This window comes from Streptomyces sp. NPDC050560 (genome assembly GCF_044457285.1).
Taxonomy (GTDB): domain Bacteria; phylum Actinomycetota; class Actinomycetes; order Streptomycetales; family Streptomycetaceae; genus Streptomyces.
The window spans coordinates 250,351-275,992 of the sequence record NZ_JBITGT010000010.1 but is presented as its reverse complement, the minus strand read 5'-3'; the positions used below and the strand labels follow the sequence as shown (position 1 = coordinate 275,992).

20 protein-coding genes are annotated in these 25,642 nt (G+C 72.2%); 3 read left to right on the top strand and 17 right to left on the bottom strand.

Annotated elements, in window-relative coordinates; genetic code table 11:
- Positions 1-33: 33 nt before the first annotated feature.
- The 14 genes from ACIBIW_RS24275 to ACIBIW_RS24210 form a co-directional block, all read right to left on the bottom strand.
- The gene (locus ACIBIW_RS24275) at positions 34-1,422 is read right to left on the bottom strand and encodes a dihydroorotase family protein (protein WP_399339100.1); all 1,389 of its coding nucleotides are present in this window, start codon (positions 1,420-1,422) and stop codon (positions 34-36) included.
- A 148-nt stretch (positions 1,423-1,570) separates the two neighbouring features.
- The gene (locus ACIBIW_RS24270) at positions 1,571-2,035 is read right to left on the bottom strand and encodes a CoxG family protein (protein WP_399339099.1); all 465 of its coding nucleotides are present in this window, start codon (positions 2,033-2,035) and stop codon (positions 1,571-1,573) included.
- Positions 2,036-2,127: 92 nt separating this feature from the next.
- On the bottom strand, positions 2,128-3,618 hold the full coding sequence (gene tcuA, locus ACIBIW_RS24265; protein WP_399339098.1) for an FAD-dependent tricarballylate dehydrogenase TcuA: 1,491 nt from the start codon (positions 3,616-3,618) through the stop codon (positions 2,128-2,130).
- Positions 3,619-3,708: 90 nt separating this feature from the next.
- Positions 3,709-4,560, bottom strand: a complete 852-nt coding sequence (locus ACIBIW_RS24260; RefSeq protein ID WP_399339097.1) for an ABC transporter permease — start codon at positions 4,558-4,560, stop codon at positions 3,709-3,711.
- Positions 4,557-5,417, bottom strand: a complete 861-nt coding sequence (locus tag ACIBIW_RS24255) for an ABC transporter ATP-binding protein (protein ID WP_399339096.1) — start codon at positions 5,415-5,417, stop codon at positions 4,557-4,559. The genes ACIBIW_RS24260 and ACIBIW_RS24255 overlap by 4 nt, the downstream gene beginning before the upstream one ends.
- 76 nt (positions 5,418-5,493) lie before the next feature.
- Positions 5,494-6,324 (bottom strand): ABC transporter permease, encoded by an 831-nt coding sequence (locus ACIBIW_RS24250; protein ID WP_399339095.1) that lies wholly within the window; start codon positions 6,322-6,324, stop codon positions 5,494-5,496.
- Positions 6,324-7,376 (bottom strand): ABC transporter substrate-binding protein, encoded by a 1,053-nt coding sequence (locus ACIBIW_RS24245; RefSeq protein ID WP_399339094.1) that lies wholly within the window; start codon positions 7,374-7,376, stop codon positions 6,324-6,326. The genes ACIBIW_RS24250 and ACIBIW_RS24245 overlap by 1 nt, the downstream gene beginning before the upstream one ends.
- 164 nt (positions 7,377-7,540) lie before the next feature.
- The gene (locus tag ACIBIW_RS24240; RefSeq protein WP_399339093.1) at positions 7,541-9,154 is read right to left on the bottom strand and encodes an amidohydrolase; all 1,614 of its coding nucleotides are present in this window, start codon (positions 9,152-9,154) and stop codon (positions 7,541-7,543) included.
- A 70-nt stretch (positions 9,155-9,224) separates the two neighbouring features.
- On the bottom strand, positions 9,225-10,661 hold the full coding sequence (locus tag ACIBIW_RS24235) for an MFS transporter (RefSeq protein ID WP_399339092.1): 1,437 nt from the start codon (positions 10,659-10,661) through the stop codon (positions 9,225-9,227).
- Positions 10,658-11,644: a PhnD/SsuA/transferrin family substrate-binding protein gene (locus tag ACIBIW_RS24230; protein ID WP_399339091.1), complete on the bottom strand. Its 987-nt coding sequence runs from the start codon at positions 11,642-11,644 to the stop codon at positions 10,658-10,660. The genes ACIBIW_RS24235 and ACIBIW_RS24230 overlap by 4 nt, the downstream gene beginning before the upstream one ends.
- Complete coding sequence (locus ACIBIW_RS24225; protein ID WP_399339090.1) at positions 11,644-12,339, bottom strand: isochorismatase family protein; 696 nt, start codon at positions 12,337-12,339, stop codon at positions 11,644-11,646. Before ACIBIW_RS24225 ends, ACIBIW_RS24230 begins: the two co-directional genes overlap by 1 nt.
- Before the next feature lie 80 nt (positions 12,340-12,419).
- Complete coding sequence (locus ACIBIW_RS24220; RefSeq protein ID WP_399339089.1) at positions 12,420-13,532, bottom strand: ABC transporter ATP-binding protein; 1,113 nt, start codon at positions 13,530-13,532, stop codon at positions 12,420-12,422.
- 139 nt (positions 13,533-13,671) lie between these two features.
- Complete coding sequence (locus tag ACIBIW_RS24215) at positions 13,672-15,420, bottom strand: ABC transporter permease (protein WP_399339088.1); 1,749 nt, start codon at positions 15,418-15,420, stop codon at positions 13,672-13,674.
- A 119-nt stretch (positions 15,421-15,539) separates the two neighbouring features.
- The gene (locus tag ACIBIW_RS24210) at positions 15,540-16,715 is read right to left on the bottom strand and encodes an ABC transporter substrate-binding protein (RefSeq protein WP_399339087.1); all 1,176 of its coding nucleotides are present in this window, start codon (positions 16,713-16,715) and stop codon (positions 15,540-15,542) included.
- A 493-nt stretch (positions 16,716-17,208) separates the two neighbouring features.
- Between ACIBIW_RS24210 and ACIBIW_RS24205 the strand changes: the two genes are divergently transcribed.
- Both ACIBIW_RS24205 and ACIBIW_RS24200 read left to right on the top strand, forming a co-directional pair.
- Complete coding sequence (locus tag ACIBIW_RS24205) at positions 17,209-18,015, top strand: FAD binding domain-containing protein (protein WP_399339086.1); 807 nt, start codon at positions 17,209-17,211, stop codon at positions 18,013-18,015.
- Positions 18,008-20,848, top strand: a complete 2,841-nt coding sequence (locus ACIBIW_RS24200) for a molybdopterin-dependent oxidoreductase (RefSeq protein WP_399339085.1) — start codon at positions 18,008-18,010, stop codon at positions 20,846-20,848. The genes ACIBIW_RS24205 and ACIBIW_RS24200 overlap by 8 nt, the downstream gene beginning before the upstream one ends.
- 67 nt (positions 20,849-20,915) lie before the next feature.
- Here ACIBIW_RS24200 and ACIBIW_RS24195 read toward each other — a convergent pair whose 3' ends face one another.
- The 3 genes from ACIBIW_RS24195 to tcuA (ACIBIW_RS24185) all read right to left on the bottom strand — a co-directional run bounded on the left by ACIBIW_RS24195 (position 20,916) and on the right by tcuA (ACIBIW_RS24185) (position 24,553).
- Positions 20,916-21,881, bottom strand: coding sequence for a zinc-binding dehydrogenase (locus ACIBIW_RS24195; protein ID WP_399339084.1), 966 nt, complete (start codon positions 21,879-21,881; stop codon positions 20,916-20,918).
- A gap of 76 nt (positions 21,882-21,957) precedes the next feature.
- A complete protein-coding gene (gene tcuB, locus ACIBIW_RS24190; RefSeq protein WP_399339083.1) occupies positions 21,958-23,091 on the bottom strand; it encodes a tricarballylate utilization 4Fe-4S protein TcuB in 1,134 nt (377 codons plus the stop codon).
- Complete coding sequence (gene tcuA / locus ACIBIW_RS24185; protein ID WP_399339082.1) at positions 23,081-24,553, bottom strand: FAD-dependent tricarballylate dehydrogenase TcuA; 1,473 nt, start codon at positions 24,551-24,553, stop codon at positions 23,081-23,083. The genes tcuB and tcuA (ACIBIW_RS24185) overlap by 11 nt, the downstream gene beginning before the upstream one ends.
- A gap of 424 nt (positions 24,554-24,977) precedes the next feature.
- Here tcuA (ACIBIW_RS24185) and ACIBIW_RS24180 point away from each other — a divergent pair, with 424 nt between their 5' ends.
- Positions 24,978-25,625 carry a GntR family transcriptional regulator gene (locus ACIBIW_RS24180; protein WP_399339081.1) on the top strand — a complete coding sequence of 216 codons (648 nt, stop codon included), beginning with the start codon at positions 24,978-24,980 and terminating at the stop codon, positions 25,623-25,625.
- The last annotated feature ends 17 nt before the right edge of the window (positions 25,626-25,642 follow it).

Below are 25,642 nucleotides of genomic sequence, written 5' to 3'. Positions count from 1 at the left end.
GGCGTGTGCGGTGGCGGTGCGTGACGGAGCGGGTCAGCGCTGGGGGCGCAGCAGCCGGCCCGAGCCCTTGGCGGCGGTGACGTTGCCGTCCTCCATGATCACCTTGCCGCGCAGCACGGTCATGCGGGGGCGGCCCTTGGTCTCGAAGTCCTCGCTGGGCATCCAGCCGCACATGTAGTGGGCGTGGGAGGCGTGCAGGGTCTCCTCGTGGTCCATGTCGAGGATGACGAGGTCGGCGTCGGCGCCGGGCACGATGGCGCCCTTGCGGCCGTCGTAGCCGGTGAGGCGGGCGGGAGCGGAGGCGCACATCTCGACGACGCGCTCCAGGCTGAGGTTGCCCTTGTTGACCTCGGTGAGCAGCAGCCTGAGGTACTGCTCGATCATGGGGCTGCCGCCGGGGGCGGTGTACATGTCGTCCCAGCCGACCTCTTTCTCCTCCTTGGTGTGGGGGCCGTGGTCGCTGCCGATGACGTCGATGGTGCCGTCCTTGACGGCTCCCCACATGGCGGGGTTGTCGTCCTCGGGGACCCAGAAGCCGAGCGCGTAGGGGCCCTTCTTCTCGATGGTGTCCCAGTCGTTGGTGACGAAGAGGGCGAAGGGGTTGGCCTCGGCGGTGACGTCGCGGCCCTCGGCCTTGGCGTCGGCGACCATCCTGATGCCGCCGCGGGTGGAGAGGTGCAGGACGTGCAGCTTGGTGCCGACCGAGCGCTGGAACTCCAGGATGGTGGCGATGGCGGTGTTGAGGACGACGCCGTTGCCGCCGCGCAGGGCGCGGGCGTAGGAGCGGAAGTCCATGCCCCACTGCCGCTGGGAGCGCTCGACGAACAGCTCGTAGAGGTCGTGGTCGTGGGGGTGGATGTAGAGCGGGAGGCCGGTCTCCGCGACCTCCTCGAAGACGCGGTAGAGGACGCCCCTGTTGGTGAGGGAGGTGCCCGGCGGGTGCGGGTAGTCGCGCCCGATGTCCTTCATCATCCACACCTTGAAGGCGGTGGCGCCCGCGTCGGCGAGTTCCTTGATGTTCTCGGGGACGACGCCCGAGGCGTTGTGCCCGAAGTCGACGACGGCCTTGGACTGGGCGTTGTCGAGGTGGGCCTTGAGGCGGTCGGCGGTGGTGGTGGGCGGGTTGACGTTGGGCATGTCGAAGACGGTGGTCACACCGCCCGCGGCGGCCGCGACGGTGCCGTGGTAGTAGTCCTCCTTGTGGGTGTACCCGGGGTCGCGGAAGTGGCAGTGGGTGTCGATGAGCCCGGGGATGACGGGGTCGGCGCCGGCGTCGATGGTCTTCTTGGCGGGGAGGTCGTCGCCGGGGGCGAGGATGCCGACGATCTTCTCGTCGCGCACCGCGATCTGACCGCTGATGGTTCCCGACGGGGTGACGATCACCGACGACTTCACGACGAGGTCGTATGCGGGTATGGCCACTTCACAACTCCTTGGGTGGGACGTGCGACGGGCGTGCGGCCCGCCGTGCGGGCAGGGCGGGGCGCGGGGCGGGCGCGGCGGCGCTCTCGCGCGGCGGGGCGGTGCGGGCCGTTCCCCTGGGCGCGGCGGGTGTCGGGCGGGGGCCAGGTCAGGCGGCCCGGGTCTCCGAGCCGAGGTGCTGGAAGAACTCCTTGACGACCTTGTCGCCCTTGCGGCGGATAGCGCTCGAACCGAGCGTCGCCGCGTTGCCTGTGATGGCGTAGCGGCCGTGTACGCGGACGTCGGTGGCGGTGCCGTCCTCGGCGGCTTCGAGCAGGACCTCCGCGTCGACGGTGATGCGGGAGCCGACCTGGCGGTCCTGGCCCTCGGCGTGGGCGACGACGCGCTTGCCCTCGTCCACTCCTGTCAGGGTGATGTCCAGCTCGGCCCGGAGCTTGAACATGCCGACCTTGTCCTGGATGACGGCGGTGTAGTGGCGCAGCGGCTCCAGTTCCCTGGCGTCGTGGACCACGCTGATCCACCGGGTCAGGCGGGGCACGTCGGTCATCAGGTCCCAGGCGACCTCGGGTGCAGCGGCCAGTGAAACGGTCTCGTCGAACTCGAACTCGGCCACGCGAACCTCCTTGTATACGGCAGGATACAGTTGCCCTCACGTGTGGGCAACAGCCGGGGCGCCACGATTCCCGCAGGTGCCCGGGGTGTGGGTCAGCCGGAGCGCCGCCCGGCGGCGGCCGCGCTCGTACCGGCGATACGGCCGAAGACGGACCCGTTGGTGAGTCCCGAGCCGCCCGGGTAGTTGAAGTAGAAGATTCCGCCGACCAGCTCGCCGCAGGCGTAGAGCCCGGGGATCGCCTCGCCGTCGGTGTCCAGTACGGCGCCGCCGGGTGTGATCCGCACTCCGCCGAAGGTGAAGGTGACTCCGCAGGTGACCTGGTACGCCTCGTACGGGGGTTCGTCGAGGACGTTGGCCCAGTTGGTCTTGTCGACGGACAGGCCCCGGGTGCGGCGCCCGTCCTTGACGTTGGGGTCGAAGGGGGTGTCCTGGTCGACCGCCTTGTTGTACTCGCGCACGGTGTCGAGGAAGGCCCCGGCGTTCACACCCTCCATCTTCCTGGCCAGTTCTTCCAGGGTCGGGGCGGCGACTTTGGTGACCTGCTTGATCCGGTACTCGTCGCGGAGGAGATGGGCGGTCCTGCTGTCGAAGACCTGCCAGGCGAACTGGCCGGGCTGCGCGAGGATCACGTGCCCGTACTTCGCGTAGGTGTAGTTGCGGAAGTCGGCGCCCTCGTCGACGAAGCGCTCGCCGCGCGCGTTGACCATGATCCCGAACGGGTAGCTGTGCTTCTGGAAGCCGTCACCGACCGCGAGGTCGCCGAAGTCGGGCGCGTTGCGGTCCCAGCCGACGGCGTGCGCGCCCGACCAGTGGCCCCAGGGCATGGCCCCGGCCTCCAGCGCCATCGTGATGCCGTCGCCGGTGTTGTACTGGGTGCCGCGGACCTTGGCCAGGTCGTAGCCGGGGCCGAGGTAGCGGGTGCGCATCTCGGCGTTGGCCTCGAAGCCGCCGCTGGCGAGCACCACGGCCCCGGCGCCGATCTCCCGTACACCGTCGGTCAGGCGCACCGTGACCCCGGTGACGCTGCGGTCGTCGAGGACGAGGGAGAGCGCGCGCGCCCGGTAGGCGGTCTCGATGCCGGCCTCGTCCGCGGCCTTGCCCAGGGCCTCGACGAGCCCGGGTCCGCCGCCGACGGTCTCCAGGGTGAGGCCGCCCCAGAAGGTGAACCTGCCGTCGACCTGGAACGCCTGGCGGCCGTAGATGGGAGTGAAGCGGACTCCCTTGGAGCGCATCCACTTCAGCGTGTCGAAGGAGCGGCCGACGAGGGTGTCGGCGAGGTCGGGGTCCGCGCGGTACTCGGTGACCCGGCAGAGGTCGTCGTAGAACTGCTCCTCGGTGTACGTGCCGAAGTCGGTGCGGGTCCTGTCCTCCTCGGTGAGGTCGGGGACCAGCTCCGCGATGTCCGCCACGCCCCGGTAGGCGAACCGCATCGCCCCCGCCGTGAAGGCGGTGTTGCCGCCGTGCTCGCCGCGCGGGGCGCGTTCGAGCACGAGCACGGAGGCGCCCGCCTCGCGGGCCGAGAGCGCCGCGCAGAGCGCGGCGTTCCCGGCACCGACGACCACGACGTCATAGGAGTCCTGCATACGCCCTCCTCGGGGGATGGCGGCGGGGGCCCTCGGGTCCCTGCCATGGGGGCAGCGGCGGGTGCCGCGGCCCCGAAGGGGAACGGTCGGTCACTGCTGGTGCCGGGGCGTGCCCGCCTTCTGGATGGCGAGCTGCATGAGCGCCACGAAGACGAGCAGGATCAGGATCAGCGCGAACACGTCGGGGATCTGGAGGGTCTGGGACGCCTGCGCCAGCTCGTAGCCGAGCCCGCGCGAGGAGGCCAGCATCTCCGCGAGGATCACCGCGATGATGTCCAGTGCCGCGCCGACCCGCACGCCCGCCATCACCATCGGCAGCGCCGCCCTGCTCTTGACCAGCCAGTCCGTCTGCACGGCCGAGGCGCCGAAGGCGCGGGCCACCCGCAGATGGCGCGGGTCGACGGCGCGGAAGCCGCGCAGCGCGTTGAAGGCGATGGGGAAGAAGCCGGAGAGCGCGCCGTAGAGCACCTTGGAGGTCATGCCGATGTCGAACCAGGCGATGAACAGCGGGTAGAACAGCACGAGCGGCGCCATGTAGCCCCACGCCACCAGGGGCTCGACGATGCGGGCGCGCAGCTCGGTGCGGCCGGCCCAGAAGCCCACGAGGACGCCCGCGGCGGCCGAGACCAGGAACGCCAGCAGGATCTCGACGACGGTGAGCCCGAGGTCGGACCAGAGCTGCCCGGTGCCCAGCAGGGCGCCGAGCCGGTCGCCCACCGGGCCGAGCTTGGGCAGCAGCAGCGGGGAGACCCCGCCGGGGCCGGTCGCGTACCACCAGGCGCCGACCACGACGACCAGCAGCAGGGCGCGCAGCAGCCAGACGGCGAGGAGCTGGCGGCGGGCCCGGCTGCGGCCGAGCCGGGGCCCGGTGCGCCGGGGCGCGCGGCCGTCGGCCCCGGGCGGTGCGGGTCGCGGGGCGGCGTCGGCCTTGACGGGGCTCACCTGGGGCCGCCGGAGGCCGCGGCGTCCTTGGCGAGCTTCGTCCCGGCGCCGGGGGGCTCCTCGGCTGCGGGGCGGTCGGCGGTGCGCTCGGCCTCGTCGTACTCGTGCTCAAGGAGGGTGAACAGGCGCACCCGCTGGGCGTCGAAGGCGGGGGTGGTCATGAAGTCGAGGGTGCGGGGGCGCGGCCCCTCGACGCGGATGTCCTGGATCACCCTGCCGGGGCCGCGGCTGAGCACCAGGACCCGGTCGGCCCAGTAGACCGCCTCGTCGAGGCTGTGGGTGACCATGACCACGGTCTTGCCCGCGGCGGTGAGGATGCGGGACATCTCGACGCCCAGGCGCCGCCTCGACTGCTCGTCGAGCGCGCCGAACGGCTCGTCCATGAGCAGGATGTCGGGTTCCATGGTCAGCGCGCGGGCCACCGCGACCCGCTGCTGCATGCCGCCGGACAGCTCGCTCGGGTAGGAGTGCGCCACCTCGGCGAGGCCGACGAGTTCGAGCTGCCGCATGGCGCGCTCGCGCCGGGTGCGGCGGTCGACACCGGCGAACCTGAGGCCGATCGCGGCGTTGTCGAGGACGCTCTTCCAGGGGTAGAGGCTGTAGTCCTGGAAGACGAACGCGGCCCGCGCCGGGTCGGGTTCGCGCACCTCGGCGCCGTCGAGGGTGACCCGTCCCGCGGTGGGCGCGAGCATGCCGCCGACGCAGTGCAGCAGCGTCGACTTCCCGCACCCGCTGGGGCCGATGACGGAGACGAACTCCCCGGTCGCGATGGTGATGTCCACGTCGGAGACGGCCCGCTTGCGCCGGCCGTCGGCGCTCTCGTAGGTGATCGAAATGCCCTCGGCTCTCAGGCTCATGGGGTGTCTCCTCGGGGGTGGCTGCTGGACGGTCGGCGGCCGGGCGGGTGCGGGTGCGGGAGGGTGCGGTGCGGGGTCAGGCGGCGATCGACACGGAGGCGGTGGCGGCGGAGCCGGCCGTGCGCCAGCGGTTCATCCGCACTTCGAGACGGGTCCACAGCGCGCCGGCGACCACCGCCACCACGGTGATGACCAGCACGATCGCGAGCACGTACGCCGTCTTGAGCTGCGCGGAGTAGTTGCGGATAAGGCTGCCGATCCCGCCCTGGGAGGCCCAGAGCTGGGCGATCATCACACCGAGGAAGGCGTGCTTGATGCCGTACCAGAGCGCCGCGAAGATGCCGGGCAGCGCGGAGGGCAGGATGACGTCCGCGTACAGGTGGCGGCGGGGCGCCCGGAAGGCGCGGGCGGCGCGCACATGCCGCGGGTCGACGAGGTCGAGGCCGCCGAGGACGTTGACGACCACGTAGAAGAACGCCTCGAAGACGCCGAAGGCGGCGGCCGACGAGTTGCTGATGCCGAAGATCAGCGTGCACACCGGCAGGAAGATCGACTTCGGGGTGGAGAGCACGAACGTCAGCGGTGCCAGGTACGCCCTGCGGACGGTGGCGGAGGCGCCGAGGAGGCAGGCCGCGGCGAGCCCGGCGCCCGCGCCGATGAGGAAGGCGATCAGGATCGTCTGCCCGGTCTCGGCGAACGCGGTGAGGACGTCGCGCTGGCCGAACAGGTCGCCGACGGCGGCCACCACGTCCCCGGGCGGCGCGAGGAACAGCGGGTCCACGAGGCCGACCCTGACCACCAGGTCCCAGATCACCACGCACACCACGAGGACGAGCAGCCGGCCGGCGAGCGCGGTGTCCGCGACCCGCTGGGCGGGGGTGCGGCCGGGCCTGAAAGGCACCCGCATCACAGGTCCTGCCAGTACGAGTAGACGGAGTCGACGTCGAAGTTCCCGGCGTTCTTCACCGCGAGGCGGATGGCGTCGCCGAGGCCCTTGCGGTTGGCGGCGGGTATCTTGCCGTCCTTGGAGAGCAGCGGCAGCAGCGCGGGCACGGTCTTGTCGGCGACCTCAGGATCGCTCTTCCAGTCGTTCACCACGACGTCCTTGGCCTTCGCGGGGTCCTTCTGGAGGATGGAGACGGCCTCGTAGTAGCCCTTGAAGAACGCCTTGACGTCGCTCGGGCGCGAGGTGGCCACGGAGCTGTTCACGGAGAACGCCTCGAAGGCGTTGGGCCCGACGAGCTTCGCGACGCTGCCCAGGTTCTTGCCGTAGCCCTGCTGCTGCGCGGTGATGACCGGGTCGATGCTCCAGATGAAGGCGTCGATGGTGTGGTTCTTCAGCCCCGCGATCAGGTTCTGGAGGCTGCCCATCTGCACGATCTGGTAGTCGGAGCTGTTCCAGCCGAGCGACTTGGCGACGCGCAGGGTGGCGAAGTGGGAGGCGGAGCCGAAGCCGCTGATGCCGAACTTCTTGCCCTTGAGGTCGGCCGCCGACTTCGCCTTGGACGAGGGCGCGGCGACCAGGTACTGGTCCCAGGGCAGGACGCAGCCGGCGACCAGCTTGGCCTTGAGGCCCTGGATGATGTCGGCCGCCGCCTTGTTGCCTGCCTGGAGGCTGATGTCGGCGTCGCCGCTGGCCATGGTGGGCCCCACGGTGGAGGAGGTGGCGTCGATGATCTTGACGTTGATGCCCTTGTCCTTCCACACGCCGAGCTTGGCGCCCGCCTCCGCGGCGATGAACGGCAGCGAGTTCCCCTCGCTGACCACGAGGCGGATGGTGCCCTTGCTCCCGCCGGACGAGGCGGACGACGAGGAGCCGCCGCACCCCGCGGCGAGCGGGACGAGAGCCATGACGGCGACCGCCGCGAGGGCGGTCCTGGTCCTGCGGACGCGGTGCGGGAGGCGGGCGGCGCCAGGACCGTCGCAACTGCGGGGTCGGGGAGTGAGTGATCTTGTCATGCGTATGCCCTTCGTCTCGGACGGTGCTTCCGTCCACGGTCTGGCATCCCGCTGTACTCAATTGCATACAGTAAAGTTCGGTGGAATACCTTTGTCAAGGGAGTGCGGGGCCCTGCCGGGTGGGTGCGCCAAGGCCCCTTATCTGCGGTGGAGTTGGTGTTCCGTCAGGGTGCGTGCGGGGGTGCGTGGAGGGGTGGCGCGGACCGCTCCCCCGGGGTGTCGGGAAGCGGCTCGCCACCGGTGACGACCCCCACCACCCGGGCCGCGCCGAGGTCCTCGACGGGGTCGGCGCCGAGGGCCACCAGGTCGGCGCGGGCCCCCGGCCACAGGCCGCCCACGTCGTCGAGCCCCGCGAGCAGCGCCGGGGCGCGGGTGTGCAGGTACAGGGCGGTGGCGGTGTCGACGGCCTCGTCCGCGCCGAGGCTCCTGCCGTCGGCGCCCGCCCTGGTGACGGCCGCACGCACCGAGGCGAGCGGGTCGAAGGGGCGCAGCCGGGTGCCGGGGGTGGCGTTCCAGTCGCTGCCGAGGGCGCAGCGCACGCCCCCGGCGAGCGCGGAGGCCAGGGGGAAGGCGCCCGTGGGGTCGGGCAGCCGGGCGTGGACGAGCGCGGACTCGATGTGCGCGACGGCGGGTTGCGCGGACAGCCACACCCCGAGCCGTGCCGCGCGGGCGAGTTGCGCGGGGGTGGCGAGGAAGCCGTGCTCGACGGCGAACCGCCGCCCGGGCGCCGGGCCGCCGACGCTCTCGTACGCGTCCAGGGCGAGGCCGACGGCGTCCGCGGTGACGGCGTGGCAGGCCACCGACCAGCCGCGTGCCACGGCGTGCCGGACGAGGGTGAGCAGGTCGCCGGGGCCCGTGAAGAGGTGGGTGGTGCCGTCGAGCGCGGTCTCGACACCACCGTCCACGAAGATCTTCACGGCGTCGGGGCGCAGCCACTCGGAGTGCGGGCCCGCCGGGTCCCAGGCGTCGACGGCGGCGAGCCGCTCGGCGAGCGGCGTCGTGGGGTCGAGGCGCGGGCCGCCCGCCACCCGGTGGGCGAGCCGGCCGTCGGCGGCGAGCAGCGCCTCGTAGAGTTCGCGGTCGCCCGGCCGGAAGCCGGTGACCCGGAGAGCGGTGATACCGGCGCGTGCGTACTCGTGCTGGGTGGCGCGCAGCGCGGCGGGCAGGTCGTCGGGGCCCGTGAGGTGGGCGAGCACGTACCGCAGCGCGCCGTACTCGCGCACCGGGCCGAGCGGTGCGCCGGTGTGCGGGTCCCGGTCGAGGACGCCCCCCGGCGGGTCGGCGGGCAGCGCCGCGAGGCCGCTCAGGCGCAGGGCCCGGGTGTTGAGCACCATGGTGTGCGCCCCGAAGCGGACGGCCGTCGGGTGGTGCGGGGTGACGGGGTCGAGGTCGGCGGCGGTGGGCAGTTCAGGGGGGTCGAGCTGGGAGAGGGTGAGGGGGTGCTCCGTGGAGATCCACTCCCCCGGCCTGCGCTCCCGGGCGGCGGCGGCGAGCGCGGCGCGCAGCCCGTCGAGCCCCGTGACGTGCGCGGTGCGGACCTGGCCGCGGTCCCGGGCGGCGCTGGGCTGGTGGTTGTGCGCGTCGAAGAAGCCCGGCGCGAGCACGGCGCCGCCGAGGTCGTGCACCCGGGCGCCGCCCCAGTCGGCCCTGGTGTCCCTGCGGTCGGGGTCGGCGAAGCCCTCGACGCGGCCGTCGCGCACCAGTACCGCCCTGGGGAGGTGGTGTGCGGTGCCGTGGTGGAAGGTGCGGGCCGCGGCGCCCACGTAGACGGTCAGCACGGCCGGGCCTCCTTCGCCTCTGCGGGTCGGTGGGTCAAGTGCGTGGTGATGGCGGTTTTCTGATGGCCCGTCATGTGATGCCCGCCTTGGCGAGGCGGCGTGCCATCCAGACGGTGCCCGCGCCGAGCAGCAGCCCGGAGACGGGGAAGGCGGCGGCGAGGCCGACGGCGCCCGCGAGGCCGCCGAAGACGACGGGCTGCACCACCTGCGCCGAGCGGTTGGCGACCATGCGGAACCCGGCGGCCAGGCCGTGGTTCTCGTGGTCGGCGGCGGCGAGCAGGTTGACGGTGATGGGCGGGTTGGTGCCGAGGCCGCAGCCGATCATCAGGGCGCCCACGACCAGCACCGCCGTGTCGGTGCTGAGCGGGGTCACCGCGATGCCCGCGATGGCGGTCCAGGTGCCGCCGAGCAGCAGCCGCACATGCCCGAGGCGCCGTACCAGCGCGGGCAGCACGATGCGCACCCCGAGCGAGGAGCCGCCGAGGCAGGAGAGCAGCACACCGACGAAGCCGACGGGCACACCCTCCCGTTCGAGGAAGAGCGGGTAGAACGAGAGCCGCAGGGACTGCACGTAGTTGTTGACGAAGGTCGACACCATCACCCCGAAGACCACCGCGTCGCCGAAGGTGTGCCGCAGGCTGGCGGCGAAGCCGCCGCCGTGCACCGGTGCATCGGGTCCGCCGGGGTCCGGCGCCGGGTCCGCGCCACCGGACTCCCGCGCGCCGTCCGCGGCTTCGGCGGGCGGTGTGCGCGGCGCCCGGCCGGGTTTCCGTGCGTCGCCCTGCGCCGCGGAGCCGTCCGCTCGCTCCGCGGTGTCTTTCAGTTCCTCCGCGGTGTCTTTCGGTTCCTCCGCGGTGTCGTCCGGTGGCCGCAGCGGTCCCCCGCCCTCGGCACGGCGTCCCCGCCACGGCACGAAGTACGCCGCTCCCACCCCGGCGGCGCACAGCGCCCCGCACACCAGGCTGACCGGGGCGAACCCCCAGGCGCCGTACACCCAGGCGCCCGCCGAGGGCCCGGCCGCGAGCCCGACGCCCCAGGCGAGCGAGAACATCGAGAGCTGGCGGCGGCCCCTGGGCCCGGTGCCGACCCCGGTGATCAGCGCCTGGAGCACGAGCCAGACCCACATCTGGAACATGCCCTGGGTGAACATCAGGGCCACCATCAGCGGCACCGAGGGCACCCAGGCGAACAGGGCGCTGGTGACGGCGAGTCCCGCGGTGGTGGCGATCAGCACCCGGCGGTGGTCGAAGCGGTCGAGGAGGTAGCCGGAGGGCACCGCGAGCAGCAGCCCCGCCACCGACGAGGACGCGACCGCGAGCCCGATGACCAGGTCGGAGGCGCCGAGCTGCTGGAGCCTGAGGGGGTAGAACACCCGCACCGACTGCGGGGCGAGCCAGTAGACCAGGGTGAGCGCCGAGACGAACGCCCAGTGCGAGTCGAGCCCGCAGCGCCCGGCGAGCCGTCTGACGCGCCCGCCGCGCGCGGAGCGGGCGGTGACGCCGGTCACCGCCGGACGTACCCGGGCGGCTCGTCGAGCGTCCCCGGGTGGAACAGCTCCTCGGGCTCGGGAGCGCGCCGTACGATGCCCTGTTCCACGGCGTAACGGGCGAGGGTGGCGACGGCGGCGCGCGAGCCCTCGACGTCGTACGCCCAGGGGTCGGGGCCCATCAGCGCGACCTGCTGCTCGTACGCGTCCCTCGCCCATGCCAGGCAGGTCCTGCGGGGGTCGGCGACCTCGGCGAGCGCCCTGTCCTTGGCGGCGCGGAACGCGCGCAGCGTCTCGTACGGCAGCCAGGGGTTCTTCTCGGTGAGTTCGCGGCGCAACACCACGGTGTGCATGATCGGGAAGATGCCGGTGCGGGCGAAGTAGCCCCGCTCCTCGGCTCCCGGGTCGGCGAAGAGCCTGCGCAGGCCGCCCGGGGTGTCGAGGACGTCGGGCAGCTCCGGGTAGACGAGCGCGTCGATCTCGCCCTTGGCGGTCATCTCGACGACGGTGCGGCCCTCGGGCACCGGGGTGATACGGAAGCCGTCGGGGACCTCCCCCGCGGTGTCGGCGTCCTGCACCACCCACTCCACGCCCCGCAGGTCGAGCCCGTACTCGTCCTGGAGTATGCCCCTGGTCCACACCCCGGCGGTGTTGGTCCAGGTGCGCAACCCCACGCGGCGCCCGGCGAGTTCGGCGGGCGAGGCGAGCGGCGAGCCGGCCGCGGTGAACACGTAGGAGTGGCGGAAGCGGCGGTGCGGGAACGCCGGTACGGCGACGAACTCCTCGGGGCGCTTCTCGCGCACGGAGAGGTAGGCGCCGAAGGACGCCTCGGCGACGTCGAACTCGGCGCGCCTGAACATCCGCCAGTGCCGCTCGGGCGAGGGGAAGGTGAGACAGCGCACGCCCGCGCCCTGGATGCCCACCGCGCCGTCGAGCAGGGCCCTGTTGAGGTCGGAGGCGCCGAGGGCCAGGGTGAGGTCGAGCGGGGTGTGGGTGGCGCCCATCAGCCGTCCTTTCGGGGGAAGCGGGTGCGCAGTTCCTCGGTGACGTCCTGCACCGCGCGTACGTCGGCGTACTTCTGCGCCATGTCGAAGAGGTTGATCGCGTGGGCGGCCTCGGTGCGGTCGAAGACGCACTCCTCGACGACGGTCACGGCGAAGCGGTGGGAGCAGGCGTCCACGACGGTGGCGCGCACGCAGCCGCTGGTGGTCTCCCCCGCGACCAGCACCCCGTCGACGCCCCACTGGCGCAGCAGCGGGGCGAGCGGAGTGCCGAAGAACGCGCTGGGGGCGGCCTTGCGCAGCACGGGTTCGCCGGGCAGGGGCGCGACCTCCTCCTTGATGGCGTAGCCCGCTTCGAGCTGCCGCGGGTCGGGGGCGGCGCCGCCGCGTGCCGCGCGCCAGGCGGGGACGGCGGCGTCGGCGGTGATGTGGACGACGGGGACGGACGCGGCGCGGGCGGCCTCCAGCAGGGCCGCGAGGTGCGGCAGGGCCTCCCAGCCGGCGAGCCCGCAACTGTTGGGCCAGCGCTCCAGGGTGTCGAGGAGCGGTTCCGGGCGGTCGCCGAAGGCGCGGGCGTAGACGTCGACGAGGATGAGCGCGGGGTGCTCGCCCGTGCCGCGCGGTGCGCGCTGCTGGCGCCGGGTGTGGGCGCGGTCCTGTGCTGTCAGGTACGGGTCCCAGACGCGGGGCTCGGTCATGGGCGGTTCCTTTCTCGGCGGCGGGGTGCGCGCTCGGCGCGTCCCGCGGGCGGCGCGGGGTGCGGTGCGGTGCGGTGCGGTCAGCCGGCGGCGTGGTCGACGAGCGCGCAGGGCTCGTCGGACCAGCGCAGGGTGACCTCGTCGCCGCCGGAGTAGAAGGCGTGCGGCCCCGAGCGGACCTTGAGGAACTGCCCGGCGACCTCGATCTCGTAGTCGACGCCGTCGCCCTCGTAGACGGCGCTGCGCACCACGCCGCGGCGCCTGGGGTCGGCCGCCGGGTCGGCGGCGGCGAGCCCGATGCGCTCGGGGCGCAGCAGCGCCCTGCCCTTCTGCCCCTTGTGGACGGTGTTCCCCGGCTCGCAGGTGAGGGCCCCGAGCGGGGTCTCCAGGGTGCACAGGCCCGCGTCGGTGCTCTCGCCGACGACGCCGTCGACGAAGTTGGCGGAGCCGACGAAGTCGCCGACGAACCAGCTCGTGGGGCGCTCGTAGATCTCCCTGGGGGTGCCGATCTGCTCGACACGGCCCTCGTTCATCACGGCGATGAGGGAGGACATCGCGAGCGCCTCGCTCTGGTCGTGGGTGACGTAGAGGACGGTGAGGCCCATCTCCTTCTGAAGCCGCATGAGTTCGCCGCGCATGCTCTGGCGGAGCTTGGCGTCGAGGTTGGAGAGCGGCTCGTCGAGCAGGAGCAGCGGGGGCTGGTGGACGAGGGCGCGGGCGAGCGCGAGGCGCTGCTGCTGGCCGCCGGAGAGCGCGGTGGCGGGGCGGTCGGCGAGTTCGCCGAGGCCCATCACGTCCAGGGTGCGGCCCACCTCCTCGGCGATCTCCGCCTTGGACGCCCTGCGGCGGCCCGCGGTGAGGGGGTAGGCGGCATTGGCGAATACGGTCATGTGCGGCCAGATCGCGTACGACTGGAAGACCATGCCGAGTTCGCGGCGGTTGACGGCGACGTTGGTGGCGTCGGCGGACGAGAACAGGGTGCGCTCGCCCACCCTGATGGCCCCCGACGTGGGGTCCTCAAGGCCGCCGACGCAGCGCAGCAGGGTGGTCTTGCCGCATCCTGAGGGGCCGAGCAGGGTGAAGAACTCGCCCGCGCCGACGGTGAGGCTGACGTCGTCCACGGCCCGTTCCCTGCCGAACCGCTTCTTCTGCGAGGTCGCGTATATCTTGACCAGGTTCTCTATGTCCAGCATCAGGTGCTCCGAAGGCTGAGGTCAGGGCGGCGTGCGCGGCCGGTCGAGAGGGTGGGAAGGGGAGGGGGAGGGAAGGGGCACGGCGCGGGGCGGGGTGCGGTGGCCCCCGCGGGGTGCTCCGGCGGGGGCGCGGTGGGTGTCACATGGCGTCGAGGCTGATGCCGCCCCTGGTCCTGCGGCCGATGGCGAGGAGCAGGAAGACCAGCAGGACGAGGATCACGATCATCACCACGCCGAGCGCGGCGAGGGCGCCGAACTGGCCGTCCGAGTACTGGGACCAGATGAGCACCGGCAGCACCTCGTGCCCCGGCGAGTACACGAGCAGCGAGGTGGACAGCTCCCGCATCGCGGAGACCACGATGAAGATCCAGCCGCTGAGCAGTCCGGGCAGCAGCAGCGGCAGGTCGACGCGGCGCAGGGTGCGCAGCAGCCCGGCGCCGGAGACCGCGGACGCCTCCTCCAGCTCCTGGCCGATCTGCACCATGGCGCTCGACGTGTAGCGCATGCCGTAGGGGATGTACTTGGTGACGTAGGCGAGCAGCAGTATCCAGATGGTGCCGTAGACGGGGATCGGGGAGCGCAGGTACACGAAGATCAGGGCCACGCCGAGGACGACCCCCGGCAGTGCCATGGGGGTGAAGGAGAGTCCGTCGACGAGCCAGCGCCCGCGGATTCTGGTGCGTCCGACGACCCAGGCGGCGAGGGTCATGAAGAGCATGACGAGGGTGGCGGCTCCGGCGCTCAGCAGCAGGGAGTGTTCGAGGGCGCGGGGCGCGACGGGGTTGTCGAAGAGCTTGGTGTAGTTGGAGAAGCTGGAGTGGGCCAGGTTGGAGAGGCTGGGGCGGCGGTAGAAGGGCTGGACGGAGACGTAGAGCAGCAGGAGGGCCGGGGCGAGCACGGCGAGGAGGAAGTAGACGCCGACGAAGCCGGCGCTGACCCAGCGCAGCGGTCCGAGGCCGATGGTGCGGGGGCGGTAGCCCTTGCCGGTGACGGTCTGGTACTTGCGCCCGTTGCGGGAGAAGCGGTTGTAGAGGTAGCTGCCGGCGAGGGTGATGACGATGAGCAGCATGGAGTACGAGCCGGCGCCGCCGTAGTCGACGGGGAAGGTCTGCAGTTCGAACCAGATCTTGGTGGAGAGCACGTTGATGCCCTCGGGGCTGCCGAGGACGAGCGGCACCTCGAAGCCCTCGATGCTGGTGACGAGGGCGATGAGCAGCGCGGCCCAGAGGGCGGGGCGCACCATCGGCAGGGTGACGCGGCGCAGGGACTCCCCCACCGAGGAGCCGGAGATGGCGGCGGCCTCTTCGAGGGAGGGGTCCATGGCCTTGAAGGCGGGCAGCATCAGCAGGAAGACCAGCGGGACGGTGTGCAGCCCCTGGACGAAGATCATGCCGGGCATCGACCCGACGTTGAGCCCGCCGAGGCCGACGTATTTCAGCCAGGGGTTGAGGGTGCCGATCTTCGGGCTGAGCAGCATGAGCCAGGCGACCGTGTGCAGGATGCCGGGGATGATCAGGGGCACCAGGGACGCGGCCGTGACCAGGCTCTTCAGCGGGACGTCGGTACGGGCCACGAGGAAGGCGAGGGCGGAGCCGACGACCGTGGCGAAGACGGCGGCGCCGACGCCGAAGATCAGGGTGTCGCGGAGCATGGCGCCCGTGCCGCCGGCGCCGAACGCGTCGGTGAGGTAATGCGTGGTGAGTTCCCCGTGGCCGCCCTGGAAGGTGCCGCGGAAGAGATAGACGAGCGGGTTGATGACAAACCAGCCGATGACCACGACGACCACGGCGAGCAGCGCATAACGCGAAGTCGCCTGTTTCGGTCGGCGTCTCGCGGCCGGCGCCTGCTTGGTCGGCGCCGGAGTTTTCGTCAGTTCCGTGACGGACATGGATTACGCCTCCATTGCGCCTTTCTAAGAGCCCTTTCCGGGCGGTTTCTCCACGGGGTTCCCGGTGTTTGTCCGAGCCGCGGTGCGGTGGTTTCCTGGGTGTTCCGTGGGCGTCGCGATTACTCGCGCGGCGGGCGTCCCGACGACTGCATCATGTCCGCATACAGCTTGTCCCACTTCGACAGGTTCTTGTACAGGGTCTCGTCGTCGATGAGGTCGAGGTGGTACTTGGTCTGTGAAATGCCGCCTGAGTAGTCGGTGTTCGTGGTGGTGCGGCCCGCCGTTTCCCAGTACTTCTGCTCGCCGGTGAGCTGGAACTCCAGAAAGAGCAGGGCGGCGGCGGGGCGCTGGGTGGTCGCCGAGATCGCGGTGCCCGAGACGGTGGTGATGACCGGCTGCGGCTGCGGCTCCCAGGCGACGGGGGCGCCGTCCTGGTGCTGGCGCGCGGAGCGGTAGTGGTAGGTCATGGCGGCGGCGGAGAACTGTCCGGAGGAGAGGAGTTCCGAGATGAGGGTGTGCCCGGTGACGGGGACGCCCTTGCGGGCCGCGTCGGCGACCAGGTCGATGGCGGCCTTCTCCGTCATGCCCTCGCGCTTCAGCTCCTGGACGACGCCGAAGAGCCAGTTGGAGTCGGTGGACTCGAAGGCGAGCTGGCCGTCGCCGAAGCGGGTGAGGACGTCCTTGAGGGTGCTGGGGACCTGGGACGGCTTCACCTTGTCGGTGTTCCAGGCGACGACGAACGGGTAGAGCTGGTCGGCGATCCAGTTGGTGTGGACGGTGCCCTTGACCATGCGGTCGGCGTAGATGGTGTGCAGGGGCGCGTAAATGCCCTGGTGGGCGCCGATGGTGGGGTCGAGGCCCGAGTAGTTGAGGATGTCGCCGCGCACCCGGCCCGCCTTCTTCTCCTCCAGCGACTTGGCGAGGACGGTGGCGGAGGAGGCCCGGTAGACCTTGACGGTCAGCCCCGTCTCCTTCTTGAACTCCTTGATGAGGGGGGTGGTGTCGTCGTCGGCCGCGGCGGTGTACCAGGTGATGTCGCCGCCCTCCCGCCCGGCCAGCTCGATCAGTTTCTTTTTCCTGGCGGCGGGGTCGAGCCCCTTGATCTGGCGGTATACGTCCGTGAGTTCCTTGTTGGTGCGTGACACCGCGTCCTTGTAGGACCCCGAGGCGGCGTCCACGGAATTGGGGCCCGCACCGCAGCCCGCCGTCAGCGCCAGGACGAGCGCGGCGGCGGCGATCCCTACGGGGCCGCGGCGCGTGCCGCCGGGTTTCGACCACCGGGAACGAACTCCCATGCAACCCTCCGTTATGTACGTCCTGTTTATGCGTCCCGCCGTGACACGGTGGTCCTTCGTGTCACGGGGACGGTTCTCGTGGGGGCGGGCGGTCGCCCGCGCACTCGTGTCTGCCGGTGCCGCCGACCGCCCGGGAACGCCGACGAGCGGTGCCTGACACCGGCGAATACCGAGGCGCACCGACGAATTCCGCGCCTACTGCACACACTGGTATACAGTCAGTCTGTACACGACTGCATACTTTCGAATGCCGGTCACCCTGTCAATACTCGCAACAAGGCCGGAGCGGTGCTCGTAACACGGGCGCCACACGGCCGGGGCGCCGGGTTCCGTAGGGCGGGACGCCACCCCTCGACCGGTCGCCCCGACCCGCGCAGAACCCTTGCCGCACGCCCCTCCGGAATCTACCGTGTACATGTGTATACGAGCGGGCCCATGTGTGTTCTCCCCGTTGGTCATTCCCTCGGAAGCCCCTCCTGAAAGGCCGGTCGCCGTGATCCCCGCGTTCGAACTCTCCCGTCCGAAAACCCTCGACGAGGCGATGCGGCAGGTGGCCGACGGAGGTGTCCCGTACGTCGGCGGCACCGAGCTGGTCGCCGCCATGCAGATCGGCCTGATCGCGCCGCCGCTGCTCGTGGACCTGAAGCGGCTCCCGGAACTCTGTGGTGTCACCGCCGGCGAGGAGGGGCTGACCATCGGCGCCGCCACCCGGCACCGCGAGATAGCGGCCTCCCCCGAGGTGCGCGCCGCCGCCCCGATCCTCGCGGCCGCCTGCGCCGGGCTCGGCAACATGCGGGTGCGCGCCACCGGCAGCATCGGCGGCAACATCTGCTTCGCCGACCCCAGATCCGACGTCAACACCGCGCTGTTCGCGCTCGGCGCCGAGCTGGTCCTGCGGTCCGCCGAAGGCACCAGGACGGTGCCGGTGGGCGACGTGGTGCTCGGCGCCATGGACTCCGACCTCGACGACGGCGAGATCCTGGTCGCGGTGCGGGTCCCCCGGGCGCCCGCTGCGCAGGTCTACGTACGCCACCAGCCGACCGAGTACCCCACCGTCTGCGTGGCCATGACCTGGGACAGGTCGCGGCCCGACGACGGCCTCGGCATCGTGCTCGGGGCCGTCGGGGAGCGGCCCCAGACGTTCACGGCGCCCGCGCCCGACGCCGTCGACACCGACGCGCTCCTGCCCGGGGTGGAGACCATCGAGGACCTGAACGGGTCCGACGAGTACAAGCGGCACCTCGCGGGCGTGTTCATCACCCGCGCCGCGCGGACGATGAGGGAGACCCACGGTGACTGAGACACCGATCGACACCACCGTCAACGGCCGCCGGGTCCGCGAGAGCGTGCCCAACCGGCTGACGCTGGCGGAGTTCCTGCGCGAGCGGCAGGGCCTGCGCGGCACCAAGGTCTCCTGCGAGTCGCAGGTGTGCGGCGCCTGCACGGTGCTGTGCGGGGACCGCCCCGTCAGCTCCTGCACGGTGCTCGCCGCCGACGCGGACGGCACCGAGATCACCACCGTGGAGGGCCTGGCGGACGGCGACACCCTGGACCCGGTCCAGGAGGCGTTCGTGGACTGCACGGCCATGCAGTGCGGCTACTGCACGCCCGGCTTCGTGATGGCGGCGAAGGCGCTGCTCGACCGCAACCCGGACCCGAGCCGCGAGGAGATCCTGCACGAGCTTGAGGGCAACCTCTGCCGCTGCACCGGCTACCTGCCCATCGTCGAGGCCGTGGAGCAGGCGGCGCGGCGCCGCGCCGGCACCCACACCCCAGGACCCAGGCACCCCGCGGGCGCCGGCCACCGCAAGGCGAACGGGGAGCCGTTCCGGCACGTCGGCAAGCCGGTCGAGCGCGTCGACGCGCGCGCCAAGGTCACCGGCGACGCCCGCTACTCCATCGACGTCACCCTGCCCGACACCCTGGTCGCGGTGGTGGTGCGCTCCGACCGGGCGCACGCGTCGCTCAGGTCCGTGGACACCAAGGCCGCGCTGGAGGCGCCGGGCTGCGTCACGGTCGTCACCGGCGGCGACCTCGGAGGGCTCTTCCCCCGCTTCGGGCACATGGTCCCCGACCATCCCGTCCTCGCGATCGACAAGGTCCGCTACTACGGGGAGCCGGTCGCCCTGGTCATCGGCACCGACCGGCACCGCGCGGGGGACGCGGCCCGGCTCGTCGAGGTCGAGTACGACGACCTGCCCGCGGCGCTCGACGCGGACGCGGCGCTGCGCCCCGGCGCCCCCGTCATCCACGAGGACACCTACACCGGCGACTCCGTCAGCCAGGTCAAGGTCACCCGCTCCCCCGAGGAGCCGAACGTCGCCAACACCCTCGGGCTCGAATGGGGCGACGTGGACGCCGCGTTCGCCACCGCCCACCGGGTCGTCGAGACCCGCACCTACCACCCGCCGCTCTACGCCTACGCCATGGAGCCGTACAACACGAGCGCCCGCTTCACCGACGGCTACCTGGACGTGGTGAGCACCGCCCAGCACCCCTTCATGGTGATCAAGGATCTTGCGCGGGTGTTCGACCTGCCGCACAGCAAGGTGCGGATCACGGTGCCGTACATCGGCGGCGGCTATGGCTCCAAGTCGTATACGAAGGTCGAGCCGCTGACGGCCGTCGGCGCCCACTTCGCGGGGCGCGCGGTCAAACTCGACCTCAGCGTCGAGGAGTCCATCTACACCACGCGCGCCGACTCCGCCGCCACCGTCGTGCGCAGCGCGTTCGACGCGGACGGCAGGCTGCTCGCCAGGGACGTCGACATCGTGATGGACACCGGGGCCTACATCGACAACAGCTCCACGGTGCTCTCCAAGGCGGTGCACCGCTGCTTCGGCCCGTACAGCATCCCGAACCTGCGGGTGCGCGGCAGGCTGGTGTACACCAACACCGTCCCCGCCTCGTCCTACCGCGCCCTCGGCGCCTTCCAGGTGAACCTGGCGGGGGAGACCAACATGGACCAGGCGGCGGACGAACTCGGCGTCGGCCGCGACCAGATCAGGGCGCGCAACCTGGTGCCGCGCGGCGGGACCTTCCTCAGGGGCAAGCGGCCCATGGACGCCGACCTCGGCGACGACTGGGCGAAGGTGGTGGAGCTGGTGCGCATCGAGCCGCGCGAGGGCGTCCTCCAGGGCCAGGGGTACGGCTGCGGCGCCAACGAGGGCGGCGCCTACCCGACCTCGACGGCCCAGGTGAAGATCTCCCCCGACGGCTCGGCGCTGGTGCTCAGCGGCTCCACCGAGATGGGGCAGGGCAGCAGGTCCGTACTCACCCAGATCGCCGCCGAGGAGCTGGGCCTCGACATGGACCGGGTGCGGGTCTTCCAGTCCGACTCGGCCGGCACCTCCTTCGAGCGGACCACCGGCGGCAGCCGCACCACCACCATGACCGGGCTCGCGGTGCAGCGCGCCTGCGCCGACGCGGTGCGCCAACTGCGCTCCATGGCCGCGGCCAACTGGGACTGCGACATCGAGGACGTGCGGTGCGAGGACGGGCGGCTGGTCCACGAGGACGGGCGCGCCGAGGGCTACGGGCCCGTCGTCAAGAAGTGGTACGGCGGTGGCGGCGGCGAGATCACCGGGCACGGGGTGGTGCGCCGCGAGGGCGAGCTGGCCAAGCAGCCCTCGTTCTGGGAGATCGGGATGGTGGGGGTCACGGTCGACATCGACCCCGACACCGGCGAGACCCGGGTCGACCAGCTCGTCACCGTCGCCGACGTCGGCTTCGCCATCAACCCGGTGGGGGTGGAGGGCCAGGACCTCGGTGCCGCGATGCAGGGCATCGGCGGCGCGCTCAGCGAGGAACTGGTCTACGACGGCGAGCAGTTGCGCAACCCCAATCTGATCGAGTACCGGGTGCCGCACATCGACGCCATCCCCCGCCGCTTCGACTCGGTGATCTTCGAGCGCAGGGACGGCACGGGCCCCTATGGCGCCAAGGGCGTGGGCGAGGGCGCCCGTATCCCGGTGGGCGGCGCGGTCGCGGCGGCGGTGCAGCAGGCGACCGGGGTGTGGCCCGACACGCTGCCGCTGACGCCTGAGCGGGTGTGGCGGCTGATCAGGGAGGGCCGGGCGCGCCGCGAGGAGCGGGAGCGCGACGGGCAGGGGCAGGGGGGCGAGGGGGCGTAGCGCCCCGGGGCTGGCACGGGCGGGCGGCGCCGCGCTCTCGCGTGGCGCCGCCCTTGTGTCCTCCGTCTCACTCCGCCAGGTCGAGCACGACCTTCATCCGGTCGGCCGAGGCGCGCACCGCGACGTCGAACGCCCGCTGTACGGTGGCCCGTTCGAAGCGGTGGGTGACCAGGGCCGCGGGCAGGCCAGGGTGGCTCGCGAGGTGCCGGTCGGCGCGGGCGAGGCTGCGGCGGCGCTCCCGGGTGACCCCGCCGACAAGGGCGAGGTTCTTGCGCATCAGAAGCTCCATGTTGAGCGGGTACACCTCGTCGTCGGGGATGCCGAAGTGCAGGACGGTGCCGCCGGGTGCGGCGGCGCGCAGCGCGTGGTCGAGGGTGGACACCTGGTGTCCCACCGCCTCGATCACCACCTCGGGTCGCTCGCCCTGCGAGAGGTGGCGCGCCCAGTTGCCGCTGGTGGTGCGGACGGTCTCGTCGAAGCCGAGCAGCGGCGGGAGCGACGCGCGGTCGACGGGGTCGACACCGGTGACCCGGCGGGCGCCGGCCCGCTTGGCGCAGTGCGCGAAGAGCGCCCCGATCGGCCCCGCGCCCAGCACGGCCACGTCGCGCCCCGCCACCGGCACCCGGTCGAGCGCGTACAGCACACAGGCCAGCGGCTGGAGCAGCACCGCGGTGGACGGTGCGAGCCCTGGGCGGTAGGCATGGACCTGCTCGCCGTCCGTGAGCACGTACTCGGCGAGGGCGTCGGAGCGCGCCGCCCAGCCGACGACCCGGCTGCCGACGGCGGCCCCGGGGTAGCGGCTCGCGACCACCTCGCCCACCACCTCGTGCAGCGGGTAGCCGGGGCGGCCGGGCGCGAACTCGCCCCGGGGGCCGAGGACGGCGCCCTTGACGCCGAGCACCTTCGGCACGTCGCTCCCGCAGATGCCGCCCGCGAGGGTGCGCAGCAGCACTCCGCCGTCGGGGACTTCGCCGGGGGCGGGCGCGTCGACCGTCTCGAACACCCCGGGGGCGCTCATCCGCTGGGCCCACATCGTGCGGTCCTCCTCGGGTGCCGGGTGCCGGCCGGGGGTGCGCCGCCCGCGGGGCGCGGGGCGCGCCCGCGCGCCGTCACGTCCGCCCGCTCTCCAGATTGTCCCTGACCAGTGCCAGGAAGCGGTAGACGAGGTGCACGAACTTGCTGTACGGCGCCGCCGCGAAGCTCAGCGCCACCGACGCCAGATGGACCAGGTAGACGAGGCCGTAGGCGGGGGTGGCGCGCACGAACAGGGTGAGCAGCCCGCTCAGGGCGAGGAAGGTGAGGGCCACCAGCAGCCCGTAGTCCTTGACGGTCATCTGCGCGAACGAGGTGACGGCGGAGGAGCGCGCCTTCAGCATGAGCAGCCCGGCGCTCCCGACGACGAGCCCCACACCGCCGACGAACCCCGTGGCCACCGGCACCGACAACACGTCGTAGGGCGGTTCGACGCCGAGGAAGTCCTGCATCACGGCGGCGGCCGAGGTGGAGACGATGCAGAGCCCGAAGCCGTACATGACGAGCGCGTGCAGCCGTCTGCGGCCCGCGGACGGCTTCTCGTCCTCGGGGTAGTAGCAGTCCTCTCCCCCGCCCCGCAGATAGCGCAGGGTGGCCGCGTACCAGACGGCGCGCGCGACGGCGCCGCCCTTCAGCCCGTCGGGGGCGCCGCCCACCTCGCGCCAGTAGGCGCGCGCGGCGCCGAGCATGACGAGCACCGAGTACAGCGCGGGCAGCAGGATGAGGGCGAGGAGCGGGCCGTAGGCGATGAGGTCGTACGGGGACGAGGCGCCCGAGCCGTCGGTGACGAGCCCCCGCCAGCCGGTGTGCGCCGCCGCGAGCAGGATCACCACCACGCAGGCGACGAACGCGCCGGAGAACACCCCGGGCCAGCCGCGCAGCAGCCGGGGGACGCGGTGCGGCCACACATAGCGGCGGTAGTCCTCGGCGCGTACGGCGCTCAGCGCCCGGGGGATGTTCAGCCCGAACTCGTGCGGGGTGCTGTACATGCAGGCGTCGAAGCAGGCGCGGCAGTCGTGGCAGACGTTGGCGATCTGGCTGATGTCGCCGCGGCCGAGGACGGTGCGGCGTTCGAGCGCGGGGAACACCGCGCACATGCCTTCGCAGTAGCGGCAGGCGTTGCAGATGCCGAGCTGCCGTCCGGCCTCCTCGAAGACGAGGGGCAGCCTGGTGCGGCCCTGGGCGGTGGGGACCCCGGTGTCAGAGGACACGGCGCGCGGCCTCCGTCCCGGCCTGGCGGCCCCAGACGCTGCCGATGGTCATCCCGAATCCGGCCATGTAGCCGGTGCTGAGGATGTTGCCCGACATGATCTCTCCCGCCGCGTAGACGTTGTCGAAGGGGGTGCCGTCCTCGCGCCTGATCCGGGCGTCGGGGGCGATCGCGACTCCCATGTAGGTGAAGGTGATGCCGGGGCGCATCCCGACGGCGTAGTACGGGGGTGTGTCGAGCCGCTGCGCCCAGTGGGTCTTGGCCGGGGTGAGGCCCTTGGTGCGGCAGTCGTCGAGGAGGGCGGGGTCGAAGGCGCCGCCGGGGACGACGGCGCCGTTGTACTCGTCGACGGTGCGGCCGACGGTGTCCGGGTCGAGCCCCATGCGCCCGGCGAGTTCGGCGATGGTGTCGGCGCGCTCGACGCCGTACATCGGGGGCAGGAAGAGGTGGTTGACCTTGGCGTCCCAGAGCGACACCGCGTACTGGCCCGGCTGGTCGGCGATGAGGCGGCCCCAGCTCGCGTACCGCTTGGGCCACACGTCCTCGCCCTCGTCGTGGAAGCGGCGCCCTGTGGTGTTGACGGCGATGCCGAAGGGGACGGTGTCGAGCCGGGTGGCGATGCCGCCGTCGAAGCGGGGGGCGCGGGCGTCGAGGGCGATGGCGTGGAAGCCGCGCTCCTGGCCCGCGCTGGCGGCGCCCGCCGCGTAGAGCAGGGCGAGGACGTTGCCGTCGTTGTGGGGGGTGCCGCGGATCACGTAGTTGTCGACGGCGTCGCCCCAGTAGCGTCTGAGCCACTCCAGGTTGGCCTCGAAGCCGCCGCTCGCGCACACCACCGCCTTGGCGCGCACCCGGTGCAGGGCGCCGCCGTGGGCGACGAGCACCGCGGTGCAGCGGGGCCCCTCGAACTCGAACTCCTCGACCTTCGCCTCGTATACGGCGCTGATTTCGGGGCGCCGGTCGATCTCGCGGTAGTAGCTGTTGAGGAGGGCCTTGCCGCCGCCGAAGAAGAAGCGGTTGGTGCGGCCGAGGTGGAGCGTGCCGTGCAGGGGTTTCTGCCAGCGGGCGCCGTGGGCGTGCATCCAGGGCAGGACGGACTCGGAGTCGGCGACGGTGAAGCGGGCGAGCCGCTCGTCGGCAGGGCCCTCCCCGACCTTGCACAGGTCGCCCCACAGCTCGTCGAAGCCGTAGTCGCCGGTGTTGAAGTCGTCCTTGGTGTGGACGCAGCGGATGTTGCGGGTGTGGCGGGTGTTGCCGCCCCGCTGCCACCGGGGGGCGCGCTCGACGACGAGGACGCGGGCGCCGAGGTCGCCCGCGGCCATGGCGGCCACCACCGCGGCGTTCCCGCCGCCGATGACGACGAGGTCCCAGGGCGCCGTGGCCCAGGGCGGCGGTGGCTGGCCGACCGGCGGCCCTGAGGTGTCCTTCTCGCGTACCGGCAGGCCGTCACTGATATGCGCGCACATAGATCTCCGACCCCAGAGGCGTGGATACGTCCTGCTCGACAGCGGATGACATTCACCAGGATGCAAGTGTATACCTTAGTGCACAACACCGAGAGGGTGCGGGAGGGAGGAGGTGGCGCACGGCGGGGGGCACCGCCACGGCGGGACGGAGGCGGGCGGCGGGCACGTCGACCGGTACATTGACGCCGTCGGCCGACGGCGCGGGCGCCCGGTGCCGCGGCGGCGGTGCGCGGTGCCGCCGTGGACCGCAGTGGATACACCGGCACACGGTCGTTTACACTGGCGAAACGCCCTGTGGTGTGCGGGCCGGCACGCCCCACCGGGTGGGTGTTCCGCAGGCGCGGCAGTTCATGTGACGCGGGCTCAGTTACCAGTGGACCGACGAGACATGACCGCTCTCGTCAGCCGGACAGGAGGAGGCAGGGTGACATCCAGCGTCTACGCGCGCCTGCACGAGGGCATCATCAACGGGGAGTACTCCGCGGGTGAGTCCCTGGTGGAGACGGCGCTTGCCGCCCAGTTCGGCATCAGCCGGACCCCGGTGCGCGAGGCGCTGCGCCGCCTCGAACAGGACGGCCTCGTGGAGCGCGGCAGCCGCGGTATGCAGGTGAGCAGGCGCAGCCCCGAGGAGATCCTGGAGATCTACGAGGTCCGTATCATCCTGGAGACCGCCGCGGCGCGCTCGGCCGCCGAGAAGCGGACCGCCCTCGACCTGATGCGCCTTGAGCAACTGCACGAGACGATGCAGAGCATCCCGCCGGACGACCCCGACCGCCTCGCGACGACCAACCGGAAGTTCCACGAGGTCATCTGGTCGATGAGCCACAACGCCACGCTCATCGACCTGCTGAAGCGGCTGCACGCCCACCTCATCCGCTACCGCAAGACCACCCTCACCTACCAGAACCGCTGGCAGACCGTGCTGGAGGAGCACAGCCGGCTCATCGAGGCGATCAAGGAGGGCGACAGCGAGCGCGCCGCCCGCATCGCGGAGCACCATATGACGGGCGCCCGCAACACCCGCCTCCTGATGTACGCAGACGACGACGGGACCGGCGCAGCGGACGCCTGAGCGCGCCGCCCTCCCGT